The 21,593-nt window shown below is 40.1% G+C and carries 24 protein-coding genes and 1 pseudogene; 16 read left to right on the top strand and 9 right to left on the bottom strand.

Annotated features, from left to right (window positions below; translation table 11 throughout):
* Positions 1–15 precede the first annotated feature (15 nt).
* Positions 16–168 carry a hypothetical protein gene (locus tag L1611_RS04415; protein WP_236311871.1) on the bottom strand — a complete coding sequence of 51 codons (153 nt, stop codon included), beginning with the start codon at positions 166–168 and terminating at the stop codon, positions 16–18.
* 189 nt (positions 169–357) lie between these two features.
* On the opposite strand from L1611_RS04415, the gene L1611_RS04410 reads away from it, so the two are divergent.
* Genes L1611_RS04410 through L1611_RS04400 form a run of 3 tightly spaced genes read left to right on the top strand, consistent with a single transcriptional unit; the run spans position 358 to position 2,942 of the window.
* Positions 358–1,368, top strand: a complete 1,011-nt coding sequence (locus L1611_RS04410) for an ABC transporter substrate-binding protein (protein WP_236311870.1) — start codon at positions 358–360, stop codon at positions 1,366–1,368.
* A gap of 18 nt (positions 1,369–1,386) precedes the next feature.
* Positions 1,387–2,205 carry an ABC transporter permease gene (locus tag L1611_RS04405; RefSeq protein ID WP_225066812.1) on the top strand — a complete coding sequence of 273 codons (819 nt, stop codon included), beginning with the start codon at positions 1,387–1,389 and terminating at the stop codon, positions 2,203–2,205.
* A complete protein-coding gene (locus L1611_RS04400) occupies positions 2,205–2,942 on the top strand; it encodes an ABC transporter ATP-binding protein (RefSeq protein WP_236311869.1) in 738 nt (245 codons plus the stop codon). Before L1611_RS04405 ends, L1611_RS04400 begins: the two co-directional genes overlap by 1 nt.
* A 39-nt stretch (positions 2,943–2,981) precedes the next feature.
* On the opposite strand, the gene L1611_RS04395 is transcribed toward L1611_RS04400, so the two are convergent.
* Positions 2,982–4,349, bottom strand: coding sequence for a DUF2254 domain-containing protein (locus L1611_RS04395; RefSeq protein WP_236311868.1), 1,368 nt, complete (start codon positions 4,347–4,349; stop codon positions 2,982–2,984).
* 235 nt (positions 4,350–4,584) lie between these two features.
* Between L1611_RS04395 and L1611_RS04390 the strand changes: the two genes are divergently transcribed.
* A complete protein-coding gene (locus L1611_RS04390) occupies positions 4,585–5,550 on the top strand; it encodes a helix-turn-helix transcriptional regulator (RefSeq protein WP_236311867.1) in 966 nt (321 codons plus the stop codon).
* 79 nt (positions 5,551–5,629) lie between these two features.
* Positions 5,630–6,088, top strand: coding sequence for an SRPBCC family protein (locus L1611_RS04385; RefSeq protein WP_236312037.1), 459 nt, complete (start codon positions 5,630–5,632; stop codon positions 6,086–6,088).
* A gap of 472 nt (positions 6,089–6,560) precedes the next feature.
* Here the strand turns inward: L1611_RS04385 and L1611_RS04380 are convergent, their stop codons facing one another.
* Entirely contained in the window at positions 6,561–7,448 is an 888-nt protein-coding gene (locus L1611_RS04380; protein ID WP_236311866.1) for a LysR family transcriptional regulator, read from the bottom strand.
* 91 nt (positions 7,449–7,539) lie between these two features.
* Between L1611_RS04380 and L1611_RS04375 the strand changes: the two genes are divergently transcribed.
* From L1611_RS04375 to L1611_RS21005, 4 genes and pseudogenes are all read left to right on the top strand, one after another.
* Positions 7,540–8,433, top strand: coding sequence for a DMT family transporter (locus L1611_RS04375; protein WP_236311865.1), 894 nt, complete (start codon positions 7,540–7,542; stop codon positions 8,431–8,433).
* A 255-nt stretch (positions 8,434–8,688) separates the two neighbouring features.
* Complete coding sequence (locus L1611_RS04370; protein WP_236311864.1) at positions 8,689–9,132, top strand: pyridoxamine 5'-phosphate oxidase family protein; 444 nt, start codon at positions 8,689–8,691, stop codon at positions 9,130–9,132.
* A 59-nt stretch (positions 9,133–9,191) separates the two neighbouring features.
* Positions 9,192–9,653, top strand: a complete 462-nt coding sequence (locus tag L1611_RS04365; RefSeq protein WP_236311863.1) for a GNAT family N-acetyltransferase — start codon at positions 9,192–9,194, stop codon at positions 9,651–9,653.
* A 23-nt stretch (positions 9,654–9,676) separates the two neighbouring features.
* Positions 9,677–9,853, top strand: a pseudogene (locus L1611_RS21005) (tetratricopeptide repeat protein); the annotation flags it as partial.
* A 115-nt stretch (positions 9,854–9,968) separates the two neighbouring features.
* On the opposite strand, the gene L1611_RS04360 reads toward L1611_RS21005, so the two are convergent.
* Together L1611_RS04360 and L1611_RS04355 are read right to left on the bottom strand one after the other, a co-directional pair.
* The gene (locus L1611_RS04360) at positions 9,969–10,820 is read right to left on the bottom strand and encodes a dimethylarginine dimethylaminohydrolase family protein (RefSeq protein ID WP_236311862.1); all 852 of its coding nucleotides are present in this window, start codon (positions 10,818–10,820) and stop codon (positions 9,969–9,971) included.
* Between the two features lie 476 nt (positions 10,821–11,296).
* Positions 11,297–11,914, bottom strand: coding sequence for a TetR/AcrR family transcriptional regulator (locus L1611_RS04355; RefSeq protein WP_236312036.1), 618 nt, complete (start codon positions 11,912–11,914; stop codon positions 11,297–11,299).
* 143 nt (positions 11,915–12,057) lie between these two features.
* On the opposite strand from L1611_RS04355, the gene kynU reads away from it, so the two are divergent.
* From kynU to L1611_RS04330, 5 genes are all read left to right on the top strand, one after another.
* Positions 12,058–13,344, top strand: a complete 1,287-nt coding sequence (gene kynU, locus L1611_RS04350) for a kynureninase (RefSeq protein ID WP_236311861.1) — start codon at positions 12,058–12,060, stop codon at positions 13,342–13,344.
* A 32-nt stretch (positions 13,345–13,376) separates the two neighbouring features.
* Positions 13,377–14,231 carry a tryptophan 2,3-dioxygenase gene (gene kynA, locus L1611_RS04345; protein WP_236311860.1) on the top strand — a complete coding sequence of 285 codons (855 nt, stop codon included), beginning with the start codon at positions 13,377–13,379 and terminating at the stop codon, positions 14,229–14,231.
* A 259-nt stretch (positions 14,232–14,490) separates the two neighbouring features.
* On the top strand, positions 14,491–14,697 hold the full coding sequence (locus tag L1611_RS04340; RefSeq protein ID WP_236311859.1) for a helix-turn-helix transcriptional regulator: 207 nt from the start codon (positions 14,491–14,493) through the stop codon (positions 14,695–14,697).
* Positions 14,694–15,164 carry a hypothetical protein gene (locus tag L1611_RS04335; RefSeq protein WP_236311858.1) on the top strand — a complete coding sequence of 157 codons (471 nt, stop codon included), beginning with the start codon at positions 14,694–14,696 and terminating at the stop codon, positions 15,162–15,164. The genes L1611_RS04340 and L1611_RS04335 overlap by 4 nt, the downstream gene beginning before the upstream one ends.
* A gap of 63 nt (positions 15,165–15,227) precedes the next feature.
* Positions 15,228–15,563, top strand: a complete 336-nt coding sequence (locus tag L1611_RS04330; protein ID WP_236311857.1) for a L,D-transpeptidase — start codon at positions 15,228–15,230, stop codon at positions 15,561–15,563.
* Between the two features lie 67 nt (positions 15,564–15,630).
* Here L1611_RS04330 and L1611_RS04325 read toward each other — a convergent pair whose 3' ends face one another.
* The 4 genes from L1611_RS04325 to L1611_RS04310 form a co-directional block, all read right to left on the bottom strand.
* On the bottom strand, positions 15,631–16,431 hold the full coding sequence (locus tag L1611_RS04325) for a VLRF1 family aeRF1-type release factor (protein WP_236311856.1): 801 nt from the start codon (positions 16,429–16,431) through the stop codon (positions 15,631–15,633).
* Between the two features lie 158 nt (positions 16,432–16,589).
* Entirely contained in the window at positions 16,590–17,165 is a 576-nt protein-coding gene (locus L1611_RS04320; RefSeq protein WP_236311855.1) for a GNAT family N-acetyltransferase, read from the bottom strand.
* A gap of 25 nt (positions 17,166–17,190) precedes the next feature.
* The gene (locus L1611_RS04315) at positions 17,191–17,904 is read right to left on the bottom strand and encodes a nucleotidyltransferase domain-containing protein (RefSeq protein WP_236311854.1); all 714 of its coding nucleotides are present in this window, start codon (positions 17,902–17,904) and stop codon (positions 17,191–17,193) included.
* A gap of 274 nt (positions 17,905–18,178) precedes the next feature.
* Positions 18,179–18,520, bottom strand: coding sequence for a hypothetical protein (locus L1611_RS04310; RefSeq protein WP_236311853.1), 342 nt, complete (start codon positions 18,518–18,520; stop codon positions 18,179–18,181).
* 322 nt (positions 18,521–18,842) lie between these two features.
* Between L1611_RS04310 and L1611_RS04305 the strand changes: the two genes are divergently transcribed.
* A complete protein-coding gene (locus L1611_RS04305; RefSeq protein WP_236311852.1) occupies positions 18,843–20,411 on the top strand; it encodes a fatty acid--CoA ligase in 1,569 nt (522 codons plus the stop codon).
* Positions 20,412–20,433: 22 nt separating this feature from the next.
* Positions 20,434–21,579, top strand: a complete 1,146-nt coding sequence (locus tag L1611_RS04300; RefSeq protein WP_236311851.1) for an acyl-CoA dehydrogenase family protein — start codon at positions 20,434–20,436, stop codon at positions 21,577–21,579.
* The last annotated feature ends 14 nt before the right edge of the window (positions 21,580–21,593 follow it).

The raw sequence follows: 21,593 nt of genomic DNA, 5'->3' as shown, positions 1-21,593 counted from the left end.
ATGATATAGTCCTCCCTATTTTTTGCCATTTCCCCCGGATGCTTCTCCCTTATCGCTTTTCATATCGATACTTTTATAAAACTGGTTGATCCCGATTGCACTGAATAAAAAGAAGATCAATGCTCCGAAAATGGACCCGAACCACATTACTCGATTTTCCCGACTCATCGTTATCACCTCATCATTTATCTTACCCACATGAAGAAGAAACATGAAATTTGTTTAAAAAGGCCGGATATTTTGACTTAGGTTGTCGGGCTTTTTTTTTGTTTTTACATAATTGTTGACTTCAAACTCTTTTTAAACATATAATATTCCTATCTACTTACTCGGAATTATACAGGGGGAGGAATATAGGTGAACATTAAAAAGGTGCTTACAGGCTTATCAGCAGGGTTCCTATTACTGACTGTCGCAGCATGCGGGAACAGCAAGCAAGGTAACGGTGACGGTAGCTCTGACAAATTGACCATTGGTTATGTCAATGTCATGGACGATGCACCTGCCATGTTAGCAGAAGATGCTGGTTTATATGAAAAGCACGGTTTGGATGTCGAGCTGAAGCTATTCGGAAGTGGGACAGACTTGATCAAAGGAATCGTCAATGGTGAACTGGATGCCGGGGTTTTAGGGGCAACGAATGCTGTGTCCTGGGCGGCAAAAGGGGCAGACCTGAAAATAGTCGGCGGTGCACAAATGGGATATCACAGTATCCTGGCCCGAAAAGCCAGTGGAATCAAATCAGTAGAAGATTTAAAAGGGAAAAGCCTGGCATCCCAAAAGCAAGGAAGCACAGCTGATATTGTCTTGAATGGTGTCACGTTGCAAGAGGCAGGGTTGAAGCGAAGCGATTTGAACATGAATTACGTCTCTCCTACAGTTGCAGTCCAATCACTGCAATCCGGCAAAGTGGATGCTGCTTTCCTTTTTGAACCTTATGACCGTATTGCAAGGTTACAGGGAGATGTAGAAGAAATCTATGAAATAGGAGAAGTATGGCCGTTCCCATGTATGGTCGTCATCACCTCAGGGGAGATCATGAAGGAGGATCAGGATAGTATCTATAAAGTGCTTGACGCTCAAAAAGAGGCGATAGAAATGCTTGAAAACGACCCAGGAAAATCAGCCGAGCATATTTATAAGCGTTTCTCTGAAGGGGAAACATTCCAATCCGCAGATGGGGAAGTCCCAGCTGTTGATGTCATAGAAGAAGCGATCGAAGCCCAGACATTCAATTGGGAGCTAACCCCTGAAAATGTCAAACAGATACAAGAAGTTTCTGATCTGATGGTTGAACAAGACATCATGGACAGTAAGTTCAATGTAGAAGAGATTATGGATTTGTCCTGGCAAAAGAAAAATAAGTAACATGCAGGGGGAGTTGCTATGAAATCTGGCCTGAGTGTGAAAAACAAAGGAATACCAGCCATCCCTCTACAGCCATTTGGCAATACGCTGCCTTATCTGGCCGCAGTCGGAAGTTTGTTGTTAATCTGGCAGATTGCTGCATGGATTTTACCAGAATTTTTAATGCCGGATGTGGTCAGAGGCTTGCAAAGATTCATCGGGAATTTTTCAAATCCTGATTTTATAAAAGGTCTGCAGAGCAGCCTATACAGGTTGGCATGGGGATACCCGGTTGCATGCCTGTTAGGGGCTATTCTTGGTTTATTGGGCGGTGTCTCAAAAACATTCTCTGTTTATTTAAAAAGTGTCATTTCGATTTTGCAATCGATTCCGCCAATTACATGGGTCCCCTTTTTCGTCGTATTGATCGGGTTTGGAGACCTGCCGATCATTTTTGTGATCACAATCGCGAGTTTCTTTCCGATGGCCCTTTCTGTTTTAAACGCTACAGAAGGGGTGAACCGGACCCATCTTGAACTTGCAAGGGTGATGGGTGCGAAAAACCGGCAATTGATTACCAAAGTATATGCGCCAGAAACTTTACCCGCTTTCGTTACAGGTGCACAGGTAGCATTCGGTAATGCATGGCGGTCCTTGATTGCTGCGGAAATGGTTGGTGGAGCTTCAGCAGGACTGGGCTGGTCGATCAGTTACGCAGGTGAGATTGCGGATATGGAAGGCGTACTGGCCAGTATCGTCACGATCGGTACAATCGCCATCATCCTGGATCATGTCGTCTTGAATGGGATCAAGCGTAAATTGCTGAAATGGCGTTATGCAGGCGGGGATGAGAAATGATGAAAACCTTACAGTTGAAAAACGTAAATAAAGCATATGGAAAGTTGACGGTCCTGGAGAATCTCAGCTTAGAAGTTGAAAAAGGGGAGTTTGTTGCAATCGTCGGTCCATCAGGTTGTGGCAAGAGTACAGCCCTTCGGATGCTGGCGGGCCTTGAACAACCTACAACAGGGGAAGTATCAGCTGATGGGACTGTAATTAAAGGGCCAAACTCGAATCGGGTCATGATTTTTCAGGAACATGCCCTATATCCCTGGCGGACGATTGAAGATAATGTCGGACTTGGCTTAGAATTGGCCAACGTATCCAAAAAGGAACGTCGCGGGCGAATTCATAAAGTACTTGAGAAAGTGGGATTGGAGAACTTCAAGACGTATTACCCCCATCAACTCTCAGGAGGGATGAAACAACGAGCATCCATTGCAAGGGCGCTTGTCCTGGATCCTGAAGTTCTTTTGTTAGATGAACCATATGGCGCATTAGATGCCATCACTAGACTTACCATGCAAAACGAACTGATCCGATTGTGGGAAGGATCCAACCAGACAATGGTACTGATCACCCATGATATTGATGAAGCTTTGTATTTGGCAGATAGGGTCTTTGTATTAAGTTCAAGACCCGGAAAACTTGTGAAGGAAGTCCGGAATGACATGCTGCGTCCCCGAGACCGTAACAGTACACAATTTGTGAAATTCCGGCAAGAAATCATGGAAAGTTTGGACATCAAAACGTAAAAACCAAAAAAAGTGCAGCTGTCGATCAGCTGCACTTTTTTATGTTTCGCTCAAATATTCTTGTTCTACTTTTCTATACTCAGATTCCCGATTGGTGGCTGTGGCCAGATTGGATAAGTGATCCAGCAGAAATTTCCGGTCGAGACGGTAGATTTCATTTTTTGCGACTCCCTTTGCAGTTTGTACAGCGAAACTCCATAAATCATCATGAAATCGTTCGTCCATTGATTTTGCCAATGTCGTCAGGGAAGCGATGATGTCAGTAATGATGACCCAGTTTTCATTGGCATAATGCCGGATATAACCGAATCCCTTATACAAATAAAATTCAAAATCTTCTTCCTTCAAAATGACTCGTATATTTTTATCTTTGTCGACCAAGAAAGGAGAGAAGTGGGTTAGTTTCGCTATAATTTGTAGCAATTCAGACATTTGGTGGATCGTATTTGCAGCTGTTTTAGGATCATTATTCCCGAGCGCCTTAATCGCAATCTCAGATAATTTGTTTACACCGAATTCAAGGTCTTGAATTTCCGTTTGTTTATGTCCTATTTCCAGTGTCTTCAAATAATCATGTTCTTTGATTGCAGTATCTTCTTCCTTCCAGTAAGTCAGGATCGGAGTGCCTGTCAAGACATACTCGCCGACACTATATTCAAAGCGTACAACTACATTATCCTTTGTGGCCATTTCAATCAATTTAGGATAATCGACGAGTTGGATATAGCCCGATTCCTTTGATACGATCACATGGCCGTCTTTCGGATATTCTTTATCATTCAATTTCGTATTTTCAGTGATTCTGTAAGGTTCTATATCTTTTAAAAGAGAAAAAGTAATGATCTTTTTAGAAATATTTTTCATATTATCCGTAATGTTATGGACTTGCATCCAGGTGGTCGCATGATTGATGAAATAAATGAATGTGACAGCGGTGAAAAAGGCCACTGTTACTGTTGTGATGGGTATGGCAAAATATAATTCGTTATCGTTATTGCTTATGAATAAGAAAACGAGTAGGACATAAACGAAACTTCCATTGAAAATCCCAAGTACGTGCTGAGTTTTCTTATCCGCCACGAAATTTAACAACATTCGAGGTGAAAATTGTCCACTGAAAGTTGTCAGTACTACTAAAAGCGAGTTGAAGGTGAAGGCGCTGAGAGTAAGAATTCCTCCGATCAACGTGCTGACAAGTATTCTGGTCAGCGCAGCTTTCGAACTCCATTTGATAGGAATGTATTGGCTGATGTCAAGACTAAGATCTAGGTTTAGGGTGAAGACTGCTAAACCCATCGATAGCAAGATATAGATTCCTGGTGTGTACCACATGGTGGATCTCAGTTCCTTCCACCGTTGCCTTTTGGACATCTTTTTGTATTTCATCATAGATTCAGGTAATCTCAATAATGTACACACCTTCCTTAAGAAATGTAGTAACCTCTTTACCCGACTTTTTTTGAATTTATGCATTTAATTTAGTAAGTTTCAGTCAGGATATGGAAGGTGATGTAAATCCTATATCGAATTGAAAAGTGAAGAGAGGAATTGAAGTTCTTATGAATTATGAACATTTTTTCAAAAGGTTTATATTTCATACCAGAATGGTTAACTTGAATCTTCGAGAAAGGAATACCTCAGAATGTCTAAAATGGTTAACATGCTTTCTATACTATGGCTCCTTAATACGAGAAAACAAATGACCGCCAAGGAGTTGGCAGAGGAACTAGAGATCAGTATACGTACGGTTTACCGCTATATTGATACGCTGTGTGCAAGTGGTGTACCAATCATTTCAGATGCCGGACATAATGGTGGGTATCGTTTGCTCGATAACTTTACAAAAGCGCCACTGTTTTTTAATCTGGATGAACAGAAAGCGCTTATTCATGCTGCGAATTTTGCCATAGATGCGGGGTATCCCTTTAGTGAAGCATTGGATGAAGCTGTTTCTAAGTTGAAAATGTATACAAACGAGGAACAATTGGATCATATCAATCGCCATTCAGAAGGCTTTGAATTCATCCATCCTCCTGTCGAATCATCAATGAAATCTACCCTCCAAGATTTAGAAATTTCTGTTGCCGAAAGTTCTACGTTATTTATTGATTATCATAAAGGTGGAGAAACTGAACCACTATCGCGTTATATTGATCCTTATGGGATTGTATATTGGAAAGGTAAATGGTACACAGTCGCATATTGCCATCTGCGTCAAGAAATTCGAAGTTTTCGAATCAATCGTATAAAGGCATTATCCAGAACTGATAACACATTTGAGCGACCTTTAGGATTTTCAGCTCGTTCTTTTTTCCTGAAAGGCCTTTTGCCTGATTCAAATCAACTTGACAAACTCATTTCCGTCAAAATTCAAGGCATGACACATGTGCTCGATGACTTGTGTCAGCATTGGATGTTTGGTCATGCACTAATAGAACGTTCCAATAACCAAGCTCATTTTAAGGTCGATTTAGAGTCGATAAACACCTTGATACCTTACTTTCTCCTCCCCTATGGTAAATCCATTACTATTTTGGAACCAAATTTATTACAGGAAAAATTGGCGACGATCAGTTTTGAATTATTCAGTCATTACCAAAATACTTAACTTCACTGACCGTATTTGTCAGTGAAGTTTTTTTATGATGTACATGTAGGGAATAGAATTTATAGGAGGCACAAAAATGATGAAGGATTTGAAGTATCAATTTTATATCGCAGGTACACCAGAGGACGTTTGGAAGACATTGGTCTCTCCTGAGGGTACAAAACAAATTTTTTATGGAAGCGTCATCAGATCTACATTTCAAGAGGGCGATCCCTTGGAATATGTCGGTCCTGGAGTGGACGGGAATGAGACGGTGCATGTATACGGAAATGTATTGGAATATGAACCGAATCAAGTCCTTCGATTTACACACTATACCGGAAATGCATATATGAAAGATGATCAGAAATTCGAGTCAAGAATTTCTTATCATCTGGAGCCTGTTGGTTCATGCACGAAATTGACCCTTATCCATGACCAGTGGAAAGAAGGTGATCCTCATTATGAGAACAGCGACAAGGCCTGGTGGATGATTTTGAATAACATAAAGTCTTTGGTGGAAACAGGAAGAACCTTAGACTTTGGGGAAGGTTTATAGGTCTTTGGTAAGGGATGTACACGATGAATCGGAACCTCCCCAACCAACTATGATTGATCTACTTGCCTGGAAATCGGGTGCAATCCAAGAATATTGGGCTGCACTCTTTGTTCGAGGATAAGAAAGTATAAAAATTTTGGTTGCGGTGATGTGATGTCCAGCTCCAACGCCCAACCACTTGGATCACTTCAGTCCTCCTGTGGCGGCAACACATTGATTTAGTTCGAAGTGATGTCCTGTAGGTACTAAAGGAGCTAAAAGTGAGAGGAGGATATTTCGGCAATTATACATCTATTTCATTTTTTATATGCTCAGACAGCTGACTGAACTTCATTTTTTTTTGATTTAATAGCTTGGTTGGCTTGGATAACTTTTGGAATTCGAATGTACTATTTAATAAAGACATCGTATTATAAGGTCAATCAGAAATCTAATTCTGGTTGGTCTTTTTCATTGGTTGATTCTAAAATCTCTAGGGCCGAAAAAGCTCAGATTTATGAACTTGATTTAGGATGTTAATGAATTCTTTTGTTGCGGGTGTTACTTCATCAAATGAATGTGCGATTATACCGATATCACGAGTTATTCTTGGATTGATATCTTTTATGATTAGGTTATGAGTAACTGAAGACAGAGTGAAACTTGAAATAATACCTATACCTAGGTTATTTTTGACCATATTAATTAAAGTTTCAGCATTTTGGACTGTCAGATTCTCTTTTAACTCAATATTATTCTTTTGAAATGTTTTTGATATCGCGATTTCGTGTCCACCTTTACAAAAAATAATTTCATTCTGATATTTTTCTAATTCAATCTTTTTTTCTTGATTTAATCTATGATTTTCAGGAATAATTGCGACCATATAATCAGTGTTCAATATTTCAAATTCATACGGTTCAAAGGGAGATGCAACGATACCCATATCAACAGTTCGGTCCTCGACCCATTCTTTAATTTGGTTAGAAGTCCCTTCTACTAATTCTATATTAATTAATGGATATTTTGACCTGAATAATGAGATGGTCTTGGGCAAAATAATGGTTGATACAGCAGGAAAAGAGCCTACTTTGATCTTTCCCCTTAGAAGTTTATTTTCTTGATCAGCAACTTGATATATTTTGTTCTCAATAACCTCCATTTGCCTCGCCAAAATTAAAACTTCTTTCCCCGCTTCAGTAAGTATTAAGCCATTTTGTTTATCCCTGATGAACAATTTAATATTTAGGGACTTTTCTAGATTTTTAATCGCCTTACTTACTGCTGGTTGTGAGATAAATAACTCTTTAGAAGCTTCTGTAATATTCATTTTTTCTGCGACCTTCATAAATATCCTTAGGTTGTTCATATTCATAACCAATTGGTTATCCCCTTTATGAAAAAAATGTATTTCAGTTATATATAAATATAACATATTGTTAACCTATATAAAGTGAAAGGGGATAATTTATATGTTCAAAGTTTTCTTAGGAATCATTTCCGTTACTCTCGTTTGGGGATATACATGGGTTACGATGAAAATAGCAATTAGTGACATCCCTCCGTTTTTATTTTCATCTTTACGTTTATTAATAGGGGCGCTTCCTTTATTTATCATTCTCATGATACAAAGAAAAAGACTCTTTGTAGGTAAAGAGAATTTAAAAAACTATTTGATTATAAGCTTTTTAATGGCTATAGGCTATATGGGGATATTAACTTATGGTATGCAATTTGTAGATTCAGGAAAAACTTCCGTTTTGGTATATACCATGCCTATTTTTGTCACCATTATCAGCCATTTTAAATTGAATGAGAGAATTAATGCTTATAAAATGATTGGGCTAATATTTGGTCTTATCGGCCTTTTATTTATTATTGGATTAGAAGTGATTAAGTTTGATACAAAAGTAGTATTTGGAGAGTTATTAATATTGATTTCGGCCCTTAGTTGGGGATCAGCAAATGTTTTTAGCAAACTAAAGCTTAAAAATATAGATATTATTCATATGAATGCCTGGCAACTTATTATAGGAACACTATTTTTATTCATTTTCTCTATCATATTAGAACCAAACCATACAATCGAATGGTCTAATAAAGCAATCTTATCAGTAGTTTTTAATGGTTTATTTTCTACTGCCTTTACATTTGTAGTTTGGTTTTGGATATTAACTAAAATTGATGCATCAAAAGCATCTATGGCATTAATGTTTGTCCCTATATTGGCTATTATTTTTGGATGGTTGCAACTTGGGGAGAAGATAACAATTAGTATTATTATCGGATCGTTATTTATTTGTGCAGGGATCTTTATGAATACGTACAATTTTAAAAGTAATCCACTACTAAAGAAATTTGGTTGATATATCATAAATATTAATATATTTTGATTCTCTATAAAATCAACCTGATAATTATATTAATTTAATCGTTTTAAATTGCACCAGTAACTCTGTAGAAGAGGGTTTCTGCTGTCCACAACTTTTAATGGAATCTTTAGTTTTAAAAAAACAGTTGAGCTATTCATGAACATTTGAAATAATTGGTATTAAATTAGGTGGACGATATTTCCTAATGATAAGAAGAGTATTATTAAGATTTTGAAAGGAAGTACTGGAATGAAGGTTATAGAAGGAACTAGAAGTTTTAACTTAGATGAATTTCTTAAGAAACCCTTGTTTGCACACCTATCTACTTTATCAAAGGAAGGGCCAAGGGAATCCCCTGTATGGTTCTATTGGGAGGATGAATGTATTTATATTATAGGAACCCCATCCTCAGACAGCTTTCCAAGTCGAATAGAAGAAAACCCTGAATGTGCAATTGGGGTAGTGGATTTTGACCCTGCAACAGGAAAAGTATTACATGCAGGGTTTAGAGGCCGGGCTACAGTAGAGGCTTTTGATAAAGGAATTGCAACACGCTTACTGAAGCGTTATCTAGGGTCAGATGAAAAAAACTGGGACTCTAGGTTTCAAGGTTTAGGAAACAGTAATATTTTAATAAGATTTGCCCCAGAAACTGTAGTCGTTCGGGATCAATCCTTTGTTCCAAGTATATAGAGTACTCGGAGCGTAATTCAATAATCTGAATTACGCCCCGATAAAAGGGGGGCAAATAATTGGATAGAGAAATAAAGTTTAGAATAGCTACTGAACAGGATTTAGAAAGAATTGTAGAAATGCTTGCTGATGATGCTTTAGGTAGTAAAAGGGAGCGTTACGAACAACCTCTTCCAAATTGTTACATAAAAGCGTTTCATGCTATTTCATCTGACCCTAACAATGAGTTGGTAGTAGCTTGTTGTGAAAATGAAATTATCGGTGTCCAACAAATTACATTTACACCGTATTTAACACATCAAGGGGGATGGAGAGCTACTATTGAAGGGGTGAGAACATCATCTTCTGAACGTGGTAGAGGGATAGGAACTGAACTTATAAGATGGGCAATTAATCGTGCAAAGGAACGTGGTTGCCACTTGGTTCAACTAACAACAGATAAAAAACGTAAAGATGCTTTGCGTTTTTATGAGCGGTTGGGTTTTAAAGCAACACATGAGGGTTTGAAAATGAAACTTTAAATAACTTCTACTACTAAAATACGAACAACAAAGCAATGCAAGTATTCTATTCAATGAGGCTGTATAACTTGAAAGAACATAAAAGTTCTATGGAGATCCTTCTAAAGACCTTAATAGAAACTACTGGAAATAGGGAAATTTTAGATTACAAGAAAGCTATTAATTTCTATAGTGATAAATTGGATGACATTTGGAATTGATAGTCCATTTAAGGGCATATCATTAAAATCAGAAAAGCCGTAAGCATTCATAGCAATTTTCACAATACAATAAATAAGACTCTCCTAAGTAAGGCTTTTGGGAGAGTCTTTTTCATTATTCTCTTTCTAGTGGAAGGGTACAGCATCTGAACGATCCACCTGACTTGATGATTTCAGAGAAGTCGACTGGAAGAATTCGATATCCTTTTGATTCCATTATCTTGTTCAACCTTTCATTCTGGGAAAGGCTGATGACTTTTCTATTACCGATGGGAAGAACGTTCGGACCCATGTGAAATTGCTCTTCTTTCGTAACAGGGATGATATCGAAATGGGATTTGATTTTTTTCAAATCCTCCGGTATAAAAGCAGGAGGATAAAGGAGTGCGGTATGTTCACTGATGATGTTGAATACACAATCAAGGTGGAGGATATCCCTCGGTAGTGTCAAGGATTCCACGTTGAAGGAAGGGAGACGGCTTTGAAGATATTCGATTGATTCATAAGATGTTCGCCCACTCTTTCCAACCCAGATGGTTGAGCCGTCGATCATGACATCGCCACCTTCAATGGACTTAGGAAGTCCTTCTTGATAAGTCAATGAGTTCTCCTGTAACCAGGTTTTAAGAATAGCTGTTTCGTCCTTGCGAACCTGTTCACTCATCGAGCCGACGAATAGCTGATCTTGAATTGCAAATGCAATGTCCCTTGTAAAGACCTGTTCATGCAGCTTGGGATTAGCAGGAAGTGCGATGACTTCAATATTCTGTTCATTCAGCACATTTATAAACGCATCATGTTGTTGTATAGCAATTGAAGTATCGATGTTCGATGCTTTATAGTGTTTTTGAGTTTCATTGATTGTTTCTGTAATCTTCATAAAGGTCGGTTTTACCGTAAGCACTTTTTTTAGAGTAGAGTATTCTGTATGACAATGAATGCTGGTGTCTACTGCTATTCCCTTCATATCCATAACCTCCGTCTCGGCGATATTGTTCATTTCCCTATGCGCAATACCGTAAAACCCTAAAGGTGTTGATGTTCATCACCAGAATGGTCTTTATGATGAAAAGGACATTTACTTTTTAGCTGATGAATGTGAGTCCCAATGAAAGATCGTTCCGAACCATGTCCCCGAAAGGGCTGATACCAGGGGCACCCCGTCCCATTTTTGTACTCACTTTCTTATAAGACATGATACCACCTTTTTCTGTTCCTTCAAGTCCTTAAAAAATGCCAGGTGGTTGAAATTCGAATTCCTCGTTTTCACTGCCTCTGGTAAGTGAGCCCACTTGTCGTGTTCAATATAAGGATCGTTCCACTGTATTACTTTCTAGCGGTACTCTTTTTGTAATTTCTTCTTTACGTGACTAGTAGTTCTTGAAAAATGAAAAAAGGATAGAAATAGAAAAAAGAGCTTAGAAGTTCAATTCTTAGCTCTTTTTAGCTTCTGATATATAATCCTTTGACATACATCGCTGTGAGGTTATGAACAATTTCTTTCACGGAAGATTGATTTTCGCCGCGGACGATTTCCCATAAATACATCTCATTTGAAAAGAACCAACCTCTTGCTACGAGATTTGCATCGACATCTTTACGGGCTAACCCTTTTTGTTGAGTATACGTAATGTCATTCGTAATCCCTTTGATGAAACGCTCCCGGATTTGCTTCCATTTGTTTTGCACAGGGAGTGATGCACCAATCGCTTCCTCGACTACCTTCAGAATCTGATCCGCTTTTTGGGCCATTTCTAAAAACATTCCTGTTTGTTTTTGGATGAGTTGTTCTGCTTCTTCTACAGATTCCGGTTGGAAGGGAAGCTCTGCAATATCATGAAACTTCTGCATGACGTCTTCCATGAGCTCAACCAGGATGTCATCTTTGTTTTTGAAATGGACATAAGCGGTACCATAGCCAGTATCAGCTTTTCTGATGATTTGGGTGATGGTCGTTTTCTGAAAGCCCTGATCGATGAATATGTATTCAGCAGCTTTCAGCAGGTTTTTACGTGTTTGGATCGACCTATGTTGTCGGCTTGTGAGTTCTTGGTTCTTCAAATTCATACGATTTCATCCCTTTATTTTATGTGCCTTTATTCTAATCATTAGGGAAGATGTTGTCAATGACATAATGTCATTGACACTTTGTCATTAATGAAGGTATAGTAAAATTAACAACCTATTAAAGGAGTCGATATCCTATGGGCAATCAGTCATTTGATATCTCTTTGGATTATGCGAAAAAGCTTGATCAACAGGATGAGCTCTCATCCTTTCGTGATGAATTTTATGTAAAAGAAGATACGATTTATTTTATTGGGAATTCACTCGGTCTTTTATCCAGGCGTTCAGAAACAGCCCTTGCTGAAATTCTTGAGTCTTGGAAGGAATATGGGATTGATGGTTGGACCGAAGGGAAGCAACCATGGTTTTACATGTCTGAAAAATTAGGGGGAATGTCGGCTCCGCTTGTCGGTGGAAAGCCTGAAGAAGTAATTGCAACAGGATCCACGACGGTCAACCTTCATCAACTGGTTTCAACGTTTTATCACCCTTCTGGAAAAAAGACGAAAATTTTAGCCGATGAACTGACTTTCCCTTCTGACATTTTTGCACTCCAGAGCCAATTGAAATTGAAGGGGTATGATCCTGGTGAACATCTGGTCCGTGTCAAAAGCCGTGATGGGAGAATTGTAGAAGAAGATGACATCATCGAAGCAATGACAGATGAAGTAGCATTGATCATGCTGCCGAGCGTCATGTATCGTAGTGGACAATTGCTTGATATGAAGCGATTGACAGCAGAAGCACATAAACGCGGTATCATCATTGGATTCGATTTATGCCATTCGGTCGGGGCGATGCCTCATGCTTTGAATGATTGGGGAGCAGATTTTGCGTTTTGGTGCAATTATAAATATGTCAATGCTGGGCCAGGTAGTGTCGCTGGAATCTATATAAATGAAAAACATGTCGGGAAAACGCCCGGACTCACTGGATGGTTCAGCTCGGATAAAGACAAGCAGTTTGATATGGATCATCAATTGACTCCAGCACGATCGGCTGGGGCATTCCAAATCGGCACACCTCATATGTTGAGTTTGGCACCATTGTTAGGATCATTGGAAATTTTTCAGGAAGCAGGAATTGAACGGCTGCGTAAAAAATCCCTGCAATTAACAGAGTACATGATGGAGCTTATCACTTCCGAATTAGCCGATCATAGGTTTATCATCGGGAACCCTTTAGAAGATCATCGCAGAGGCGGGCATGTCTATTTGGAGCATCCAGAAGCAGCACGTATCTGTAAAGCATTGAAGGTAAATAAAGTGATGCCTGATTTCCGTAACCCGAATGGTATCCGATTGACTCCAGCAGCATTATACAACACCTTTGAAGAAGTGTGGAATGCTATTCAAATATTGAAACGGATCATGGATGGAGAAGAATACAAACAGTTTGAAAATAAACGCGGTGTCGTAGCGTAATATAGTATCTTACGGGAAAGCGAGTGGTGAATATGGGGAACAACTTTGAAGATGGAAACGGGAAATATGTAACTGAAAAGGGGATTCATACTAATTTTGATAACAACATGACATACGGTGAGTACTTACAGCTCGATCGTCTATTATCCAGTCAAACCAGATTATCCGGACATCATGATGAAATGCTGTTCATTGTCATCCACCAGGTCAGTGAGTTATGGATGAAAATGATTTTACATGAACTGAATGCAGCAATTGATTCCATCCGTGAAGGGGAGTTACAGCCTGCCTTTAAAATGCTCGCACGTGTTTCAAAAGTACAATCACAGATCATCCAGGCATGGGATGTGTTATCGACGCTTACGCCGAGCGAATATCTGGAGTTCCGTGAGAAGCTTGGGCAAGCGTCTGGATTCCAATCTTACCAATACCGGATGATCGAGTTCGCGCTCGGATATAAAACACCACATGTTCTGCGGATTTATCAGAAGGACCCAGAGCTTCATTCCCGATTAAAGGAAGCGTATGAAGCACCGAGCATTTATGATGTAGCGATACAACAACTCTCAAAGGCCGGGTTTGATATCAATCCAGAATTGTTGAAGCGGGATTTTTCTGTGACCTATGAAGGAGACTTGTCAGTAAAAGCCGCATGGGTTGAAGTATACCGTCATGTAGATCAATATTGGAATCTTTATCAATTAGCAGAAAAATTGGTTGATATTGAAGATTGGCTTCAGCAGTGGCGATTCCGTCATATGAAAACGGTCGAACGGATCATTGGCCATAAAATGGGAACAGGGGGATCATCTGGAGTATCCTATTTGAAAAAAGTGCTGGACCACCGTTTCTTCCCAGAACTATGGGACATCAGAACAGAGTTGTAATATAGTTTACGGGCATGCCATCCACATTGGATTGCATGCTTTTTTGCATGGAGGAAGGGAAGAAGGGATTTCGGTGCGATTTTGAAATATATCGTAGCAAATGGAGAATATTTCGGTGCAAATCAAAAATTTATCGGTGCAAATGCGGAATATATCGATGATTTCGCAAATTACCTGTACACTTATGTTAAGTTGACTTGACAAAATGTTAAGTTAACCTTACAATACAGTTATCAAATAAAAGAAAAGATGGTTTAAAATGACAATTTCAAATCGAGTAAAGGAGCTTCGGGCAAGGTTCAACACCACACAGTCAGAATTAGCGGAAGCGGTTGATGTCACTAGACAGACGATTGCTGCACTGGAAAAAGGAAGTTATATTCCTTCATTGCTTTTAGCCATGAAAATCTCAAAGTATTTTAACCGACCAATTGAAGAGATCTTTTTTGAGGAGGAAGATGAATGAACATTTGGCGAAATGCAATCATGACGACCATCGTCATCATTTTGTTCGGGTGGGGGATGATCGCGCTATATGAGGCACAGGTGCAATTTGCTGAGATTGTAAGGAATCCTGAACCATCCTGGGAAATAACGATTTCAGCAATCCCGATCCTTGTAGCAATTGTCATAGGCGGGATACTAACGTTCGTTTCCTATAAGGTAAATAAAAAGAAGCACCAGTCATGGAAGAAGGCATTGGTATTACCTCCTGAACTTGAAGAAGCTGATGAGCGTGAAAAGTATATAACCGGAAAAGCTTGCCGGAATTCCTATCTGGCCATGTGGTTCGGAACGCCGATCGTAACAGGTTTAATGTTATTTTACCCATTTGTTTCGAAAGCGTTGCCTTATTACCCGATTCTTATCATATTGGTTATGCCTCTTATTCAGATTTTCACATATGCTATTTCAGTCAGAAGAAGTTATTAAGTGCCTCCTAGAAATAATTCTCCTTTCCATAACATATAGATAGGAAAAACAGGAGGGGCACATATGGTTTACTGGATTGATGTTGCATTGAAGAAACATCAATTGAAGTTATTCGATGCTAGTAAACTCATCAAGTCATATCCCATTGCTGTAGGAAAGATGCTTACCCCGACACCGACCGGTGAATATACGATCATTAACAAACATCCGAACCCTGGGGGGCCATATGGGACGATGTGGATGGGATTATCGAGGCCAGGTTATGGCATTCATGGCACAAACGATCCATCTTCAATCGGAAAGGATGTTTCAAAAGGCTGCATCAGAATGTATAACAAAGATGTGAATGAATTGTCCAGGTTAGTGCCGATTGGTACAAATGTCTGGATCCATAATTAACCGCGCAGGTTCCTTAATGGAATCCTGCGCGTTATATCTTACCTTAAGGGGGAGCAAAGGTTGGAGCTTAACCAGCAATGACTTGATCGATGATTTTAGTTGGTTCCATTTTGCTCGGGTTTTTGCCTGTCTTCTTCGTTTTTTTAATCGATAACTGGCTTTCAAATTCGTTCAGGTACCCTTTTTCACCCATTAAATAGGTTTCCTGCCATTTATTCTTTTTCGCTTTTTTTTCGACTTTATTACTTAAGTTCTTCAGCCAACGTTGCTGATTGGCCTCAAAGCGATCTTGGAATTCATCCCTTTTATTCGTATTAGCGCCTGATATGGCGGCATCAAATGGACCTTGATGTTCCCGCCAATCCTCTGTATCCGGATCGAACGTGTAATGGAATTCATCGACTAGAACGCCCATTTCGGTTTCCAGTACTGTTGCATCTTCTTTATTGATGACAACAATCCCGCTGTAAGGATAGCTGCTTTGCAAGTCTTCAAGCTGATCAAGTACGGGCTCCTTTTCCCAATGGAATGACGTTTCGATCGGTACCTGCAAATCTTCCATAACCCATAATGATTCATCAGGGGTTGCAAACAGAACAACGCTTCGTTTCAGTTCTCGTTCTCGACCGGTAATCGTTTTATAAACCTTATCTTTCAACTCTCTATAGCCCTTCAATTCATCGTGATCATTACCCATCTCATCAATGTATTCTTCAAATTTGTTTAGACCGTTTTTCAGTTTGATTTTCCATTCGCCACCTTGTTGGTCAGCACTGCTTCGATCTGTATTCAAATACAAGGATAGGATCTTTTGTGATCCTGCTGTTCGCTTTTGCTGTAAATCATTCAGTTTTTCGGAGAATCTCATTACCAAAGCCTCCAATCTAAATATTGAATCTACTATTCTTTTTACCGATTTTGGTAAATTTCAAACGTAGAAACGGAGGCGGATCAATAGTCTTGAAGACTTCGAAGTTGATGTGGCAGTGGTTCTAGAGATACATAAAAATAACAACAATCAAGGTGTTATATAGCAGGTTCCTGTCGTTGCTCCCATTCTTCTCTTAATATTCCCATTTTGATAGAATCATAATATTCACCGTCAACAATCCGAGCTTTCCGAATCCGTCCTTCTTCAATCATCCCTATTTTACGTGCCAGTTTCATCATACGTACGTTCCCGGACCATGTGGATATTCCCACCCTCACAACGTCCATGCTTTTAAAAATATAGTCAGTCCATAACTTGAAAGCTTCTGTACCGTAACCTCCTGACCAATACTTAGAATCGAAAATGACAATTCCATTTGAGAGCCAATTGGTGATTTCATCCTCCCAATACCAGTTGACGGTTCCAATCAGCTTTCCTTCTGTTTCAATGACAAGAATTTGCCTAGGTTCTTCCGTTCCCACTTTGCACAGTGCTTTCTCATATCCACTCGCAAACTCGTCCATCGCCAGTTCTGGGAGTTTGTAATAAGGGCCGTTCCACTTCAAATGCTCCCGATCCTCGGCTTCATATTTCCAATAGTAGAGATCCGCCAGATCATCTGAAGTCAAATCTCGCAAAATCACTTTTTCACCTTTCATATGTACATACAATTCATACTCCTCCTAAAGTCTAGATCTACCTACCCAAAGAGAAACCTTCAAACAAGCGTCCGCCGAATGGTTTCAACACATCATCAACCAGTTGAATGACGTGTTTTTTATCCCCCTTTTTATAGAAGGTATCAAAGGCTTCGATAAGCCGGATCGTAAAGGCTTCGTCATATTGATTCAATGCGCGGACAATCCACTTAGATGAGCCTATCCATTCCCGATTTGTCCTTAATACGAATTCACTCACTAATTCTGCTAACGTGTTGGCAATAAAAATCTCTTCCGCTCTATTGGAACTTCCGATGAAATCTTCCAGCGCATCGGTTATGAAATAACGTTTGAACTTGATCGTCTCTTCTGTCCATTCCTCTGGACCATCATCCAAAATCCTTCGGGCTTCTTTTTTGAGCGGTTCGATGATAGGGTCCCCTTTTAAAATGACACCTTCTGAAATCATCCTTTGCATGGAAGGTCTAGCCCGTTCATAATCACTCTTAAAGAATTGTTCATACGAGGTCAAATTGTGGACGAACACTTCAATCGGCCACCCAAATTCAATAAGCGATTGTCGATAAGAGGAAGGGATGCTATGGTCGAATATGACAATATCAAGGTCAGATGTTTCAGTAGCCTCTCCACGTACAACACTTCCAGCCAAGAGAGCAGCATCGCAATCTGGAAAATGGACGTTAAGGAACTCTGCCGCCGCTTTCAAAGGTTCTAGTTTGTTCGTTTTCATTCAAGTCCTCCTTAAAAGGCTGAGTAATACATTCTCTTTGATACCTAAGTTATCCTTCATTAGTTTATTCTAAAAAATAGAAGGAGTAAGCGGCTGAAGTGAAAAGAGGGATATTGATGGAAAAGGGTTGTGGGGAGGGAATCGTAGTAAAGTTTAAGTGAAAGAGAGGAAAGAGGCTGCCGAGTAGGACAGCCTCTATTCTATTTAGAAACAAAGTTTAGTCAACTACATAAAAAACAGACAGCCTTTCCTTAGAAGGTCTGTCTGTCTTCTTTTAGCATGGTAATGTTTGTTCTTTGTTTTTGCGGAGTTCATCAAGTCGATCCCAGATCTCCATGAACCATTCTCTATCTTTCGTCAATAGGGCAATGTCAATGAGGTTTTGAAGGAATACCTCCTGATCATCGATTGTCACTGTCAACGGAGTGATACGGTGAATAAATGTTTCGATATCTTTTCCAAGGATTTGATTATTGTCAGATTGCGTAACTGTGATTTTTACTGTTCCGTTTGCAGGATGAATCGAATGAATAAATCCTTGAATCATCTCATCATTGATCGTTTTCCCCTTGACCCAATCTCCATTGTGGAAAACAGGTAGCTTTAGGCTACTCATTTCAGATTCCTCCCATCCAAATGTTTGGTTTATCGATTATTTTTTTGTAGTAAAAAAGCCGGCCTTTTTAAAAGAGCTATAGACTATCTAGTGTTTTGTTTATAAAGTTAGTACCCCGTTCATTCGACAATTAATCCTTTTTAAAATAAATTTTTCCTTTCTGTTATGTGAAAATTCAAAAAATAGTAGGATATAGCTTAAAAATCACGAAATGAATATAAGGAATGAAGATAGTATGAAAAGGAGGTAAGTCTGCGGGTTTACAGCTGTGCGCAGGCAGAATGTAATTGATTCAATGTAAATTAAGAGGAGGAACGACTTTATGTATGTAACGATTGGGAAATTATTCGAATTGACTGTACAAAAATTTCCGAACAAAGAAGCACTTGTAGATACTACAACCAATCAAAGGTGGACATATAAGGAATGGGATGAAAATGTCAATCGACTTGCAAACGCTCTGATAGGGTCAGGTGTACGCAAGGGTGATCGCGTTTCAACCTTCTTATTCAATACAACTGAGCTTGCAACAGCATTTTTCGCATGCGCTAAAATTGGCGCAATACTGAATCCGATCAATTTTCGTCTAAAAGCACAAGAGGTAGTCTATATCATTGAAGATGCAAAACCGGCAGTCTTCCTGTTCGAAGAAATGCTCGAACCGCATGTTGCTGCCATTTATGAACATGCAGCAGATACCTCTTTTTGGTGCATCAGCAATAATTGTCCGTCCTATGCGGTTGATTATCATGATAGAGTACGTGAATATTCGACAAAAGCACCGGAAGTGGAAGTTGGGGAAAACGACTTATATGCGATCATGTACACGAGTGGGACCACAGGGCGGCCAAAAGGCGTCATGCACCGGCATCGCGATATGGTCGAGCAGAGTATTGTCTGTGCTGCTGTAAAGCAATTGACTGAAAATGACCGCGGACTGGTGGCAGCCCCGATGTTCCACTGTGCAGAACTTCATTGTTGCTTCCTCCCAAGAGTCCATGTCGGGGCAACCAATGTCATCATCCATCATTTCAAGCCTCAACAAGCCCTTCAAGTCATCAATCAAGAAAAGATCTCAGTGTTTTTTGGTGCTCCTACCATGTGGAACATGATCCTTCAGCAAGATCTTACTTCCTATGACATCAGCAGTCTGCGTCTCGGTTTATATGGTGCTGCTCCTATGGCACCTGCCCTCGTCAGAGCATGTAAAGAGAAATTAGGGATCGATCTCATACAAGCATATGGAATGACGGAGATGGGGCCAGCCATCACGTTTCTATCGAATGCCGAGCAAATTTCAAAGGCTGGTTCTGCCGGGAGGGCTTGTTTGAATCATGAGGTCCGTGTAGTACGCCCAAATGAGCATGGACCATCAGAGCCTGAAGAGATCCTGCCACCTGGTGAAGTTGGTGAAATCATCGTCAGGGGACCGAGCATGATGGTCGGGTACTTCAACCGCGAAGAAGCAACGGAAAAGGCGATGTATAAGGGATGGTATCATTCTGGCGACCTGGGTTATATGGATGAGGATCGTTATCTCTATGTAGCTGACCGGGTAGATGACATGATCATTACAGGTGGTGAGAATGTCTACCCGAGAGAAGTGGAAGATGTGCTTTATGAACATGAAGGGGTTCTGGATGTAGCTGTACTCGGTACCCCGGATGAAAAGTGGGGCGAGCGTGTAACCGCTGTCATAGTGAAAAAAGATGAGCGTCTGACCGACGGTGAACTCGAGCAATTTTGCAAATCAAGTACAGCTCTTGCTGACTTCAAACGCCCGAGAAACTACATTTTCGTAAAGGAATTGCCGCGGAATGCGAGCGGTAAGATTCAAAAGTACCTGCTTAGAAAGCAATATAACCGGGATGCTGAAACACAGATGCCTTAATACAGTTGAAAGGGGGATTTGAATGACAGCACGATATTTACAAGATGAACACCAAATATTCCGGGAAGCTTTCCGGAAATTTCTACTGAAGGAGGCGTACCCTTTTTATGACGATTGGGAAAAGGATCGCCTCATTCCACGAAGTTTTTGGGAGAAGATGGGGGAGAACGGTTTCCTCGGTCCAGGGGTGGACGAATCATACGGTGGTTTGAATGCTGATTTTGCCTACTCCGTTGTCATTTTAGAGGAATTGGAGCGTGTAGGGTCAAGCCTGGTCGGAATTGGGCTGCATAATGATATCGTCATTCCTTACCTTGAAGGATACGGGACTGAAGAACAGAAGAACTGCTGGCTGCCCAAGTGTATTACCGGTGAAATCATCACGGCGATCGCCATGACAGAACCAGGTGCAGGGTCGGATCTCGCAGGAATCAGGATGACAGCGCAGAAAGACGGCGATCATTATATTTTAAAAGGAGAGAAAACCTTCATCACCAATGGTATCCATGCTGATCTCATTATGGTTGTATGTAAAACTGATACGACAGTTAAGCCGCCACACAAGGGGATCAGCCTGATTGTTGTTGAACGGGATACGGTTGGGTTCAAGCGTGGGAAAAAGCTCGACAAAGTAGGGCTTCACAGTCAGGATACGGCTGAGTTGATTTTTGAAGATGCAAAGGTTCCGGCAGTCAACTTGCTTGGTGAACCTGGGAAAGGCTTCTATTACCTCATGCAACACCTTCAGCAGGAGCGTCTGGTTGTAGCGATTGAAGCTGTGACAGCAGCGGAAGTGATGCTAAAACAGACGATCGAATATGTAAAGAACAGAAATGCTTTTGGTAGAAAGGTCAGTGATTTTCAAACTGTCCAGTTTCGTTTAGCAGAAATGGCTACTGAGGTGGAGATCGGCAGAACATTCTTAGACGACCTTATCGAGCAGCATATCCAAAAAAAGAATGTAGTCAAGAAAGTATCAATGGCCAAATATTGGACGACGGAGATGGCCCGGAATGTCGCTGCCCAATGTATGCAGCTTCATGGCGGTTATGGATATATGGAAGAATACGAGATTGCGAGAAGATACAGGGACATCCCGGTTTCATCCATTTATGCAGGAACAAATGAAATCATGAAAACAATCATTGCGAAGGAAATGGGGATATGAAACCCGCTTTGTCT

Source organism: Pseudalkalibacillus salsuginis, from assembly GCF_021646685.1.
Taxonomy (GTDB): Bacteria; Bacillota; Bacilli; order Bacillales; family Fictibacillaceae; genus Pseudalkalibacillus; species Pseudalkalibacillus salsuginis.
This window is presented reverse-complemented; position numbering and strand designations above follow the sequence as displayed.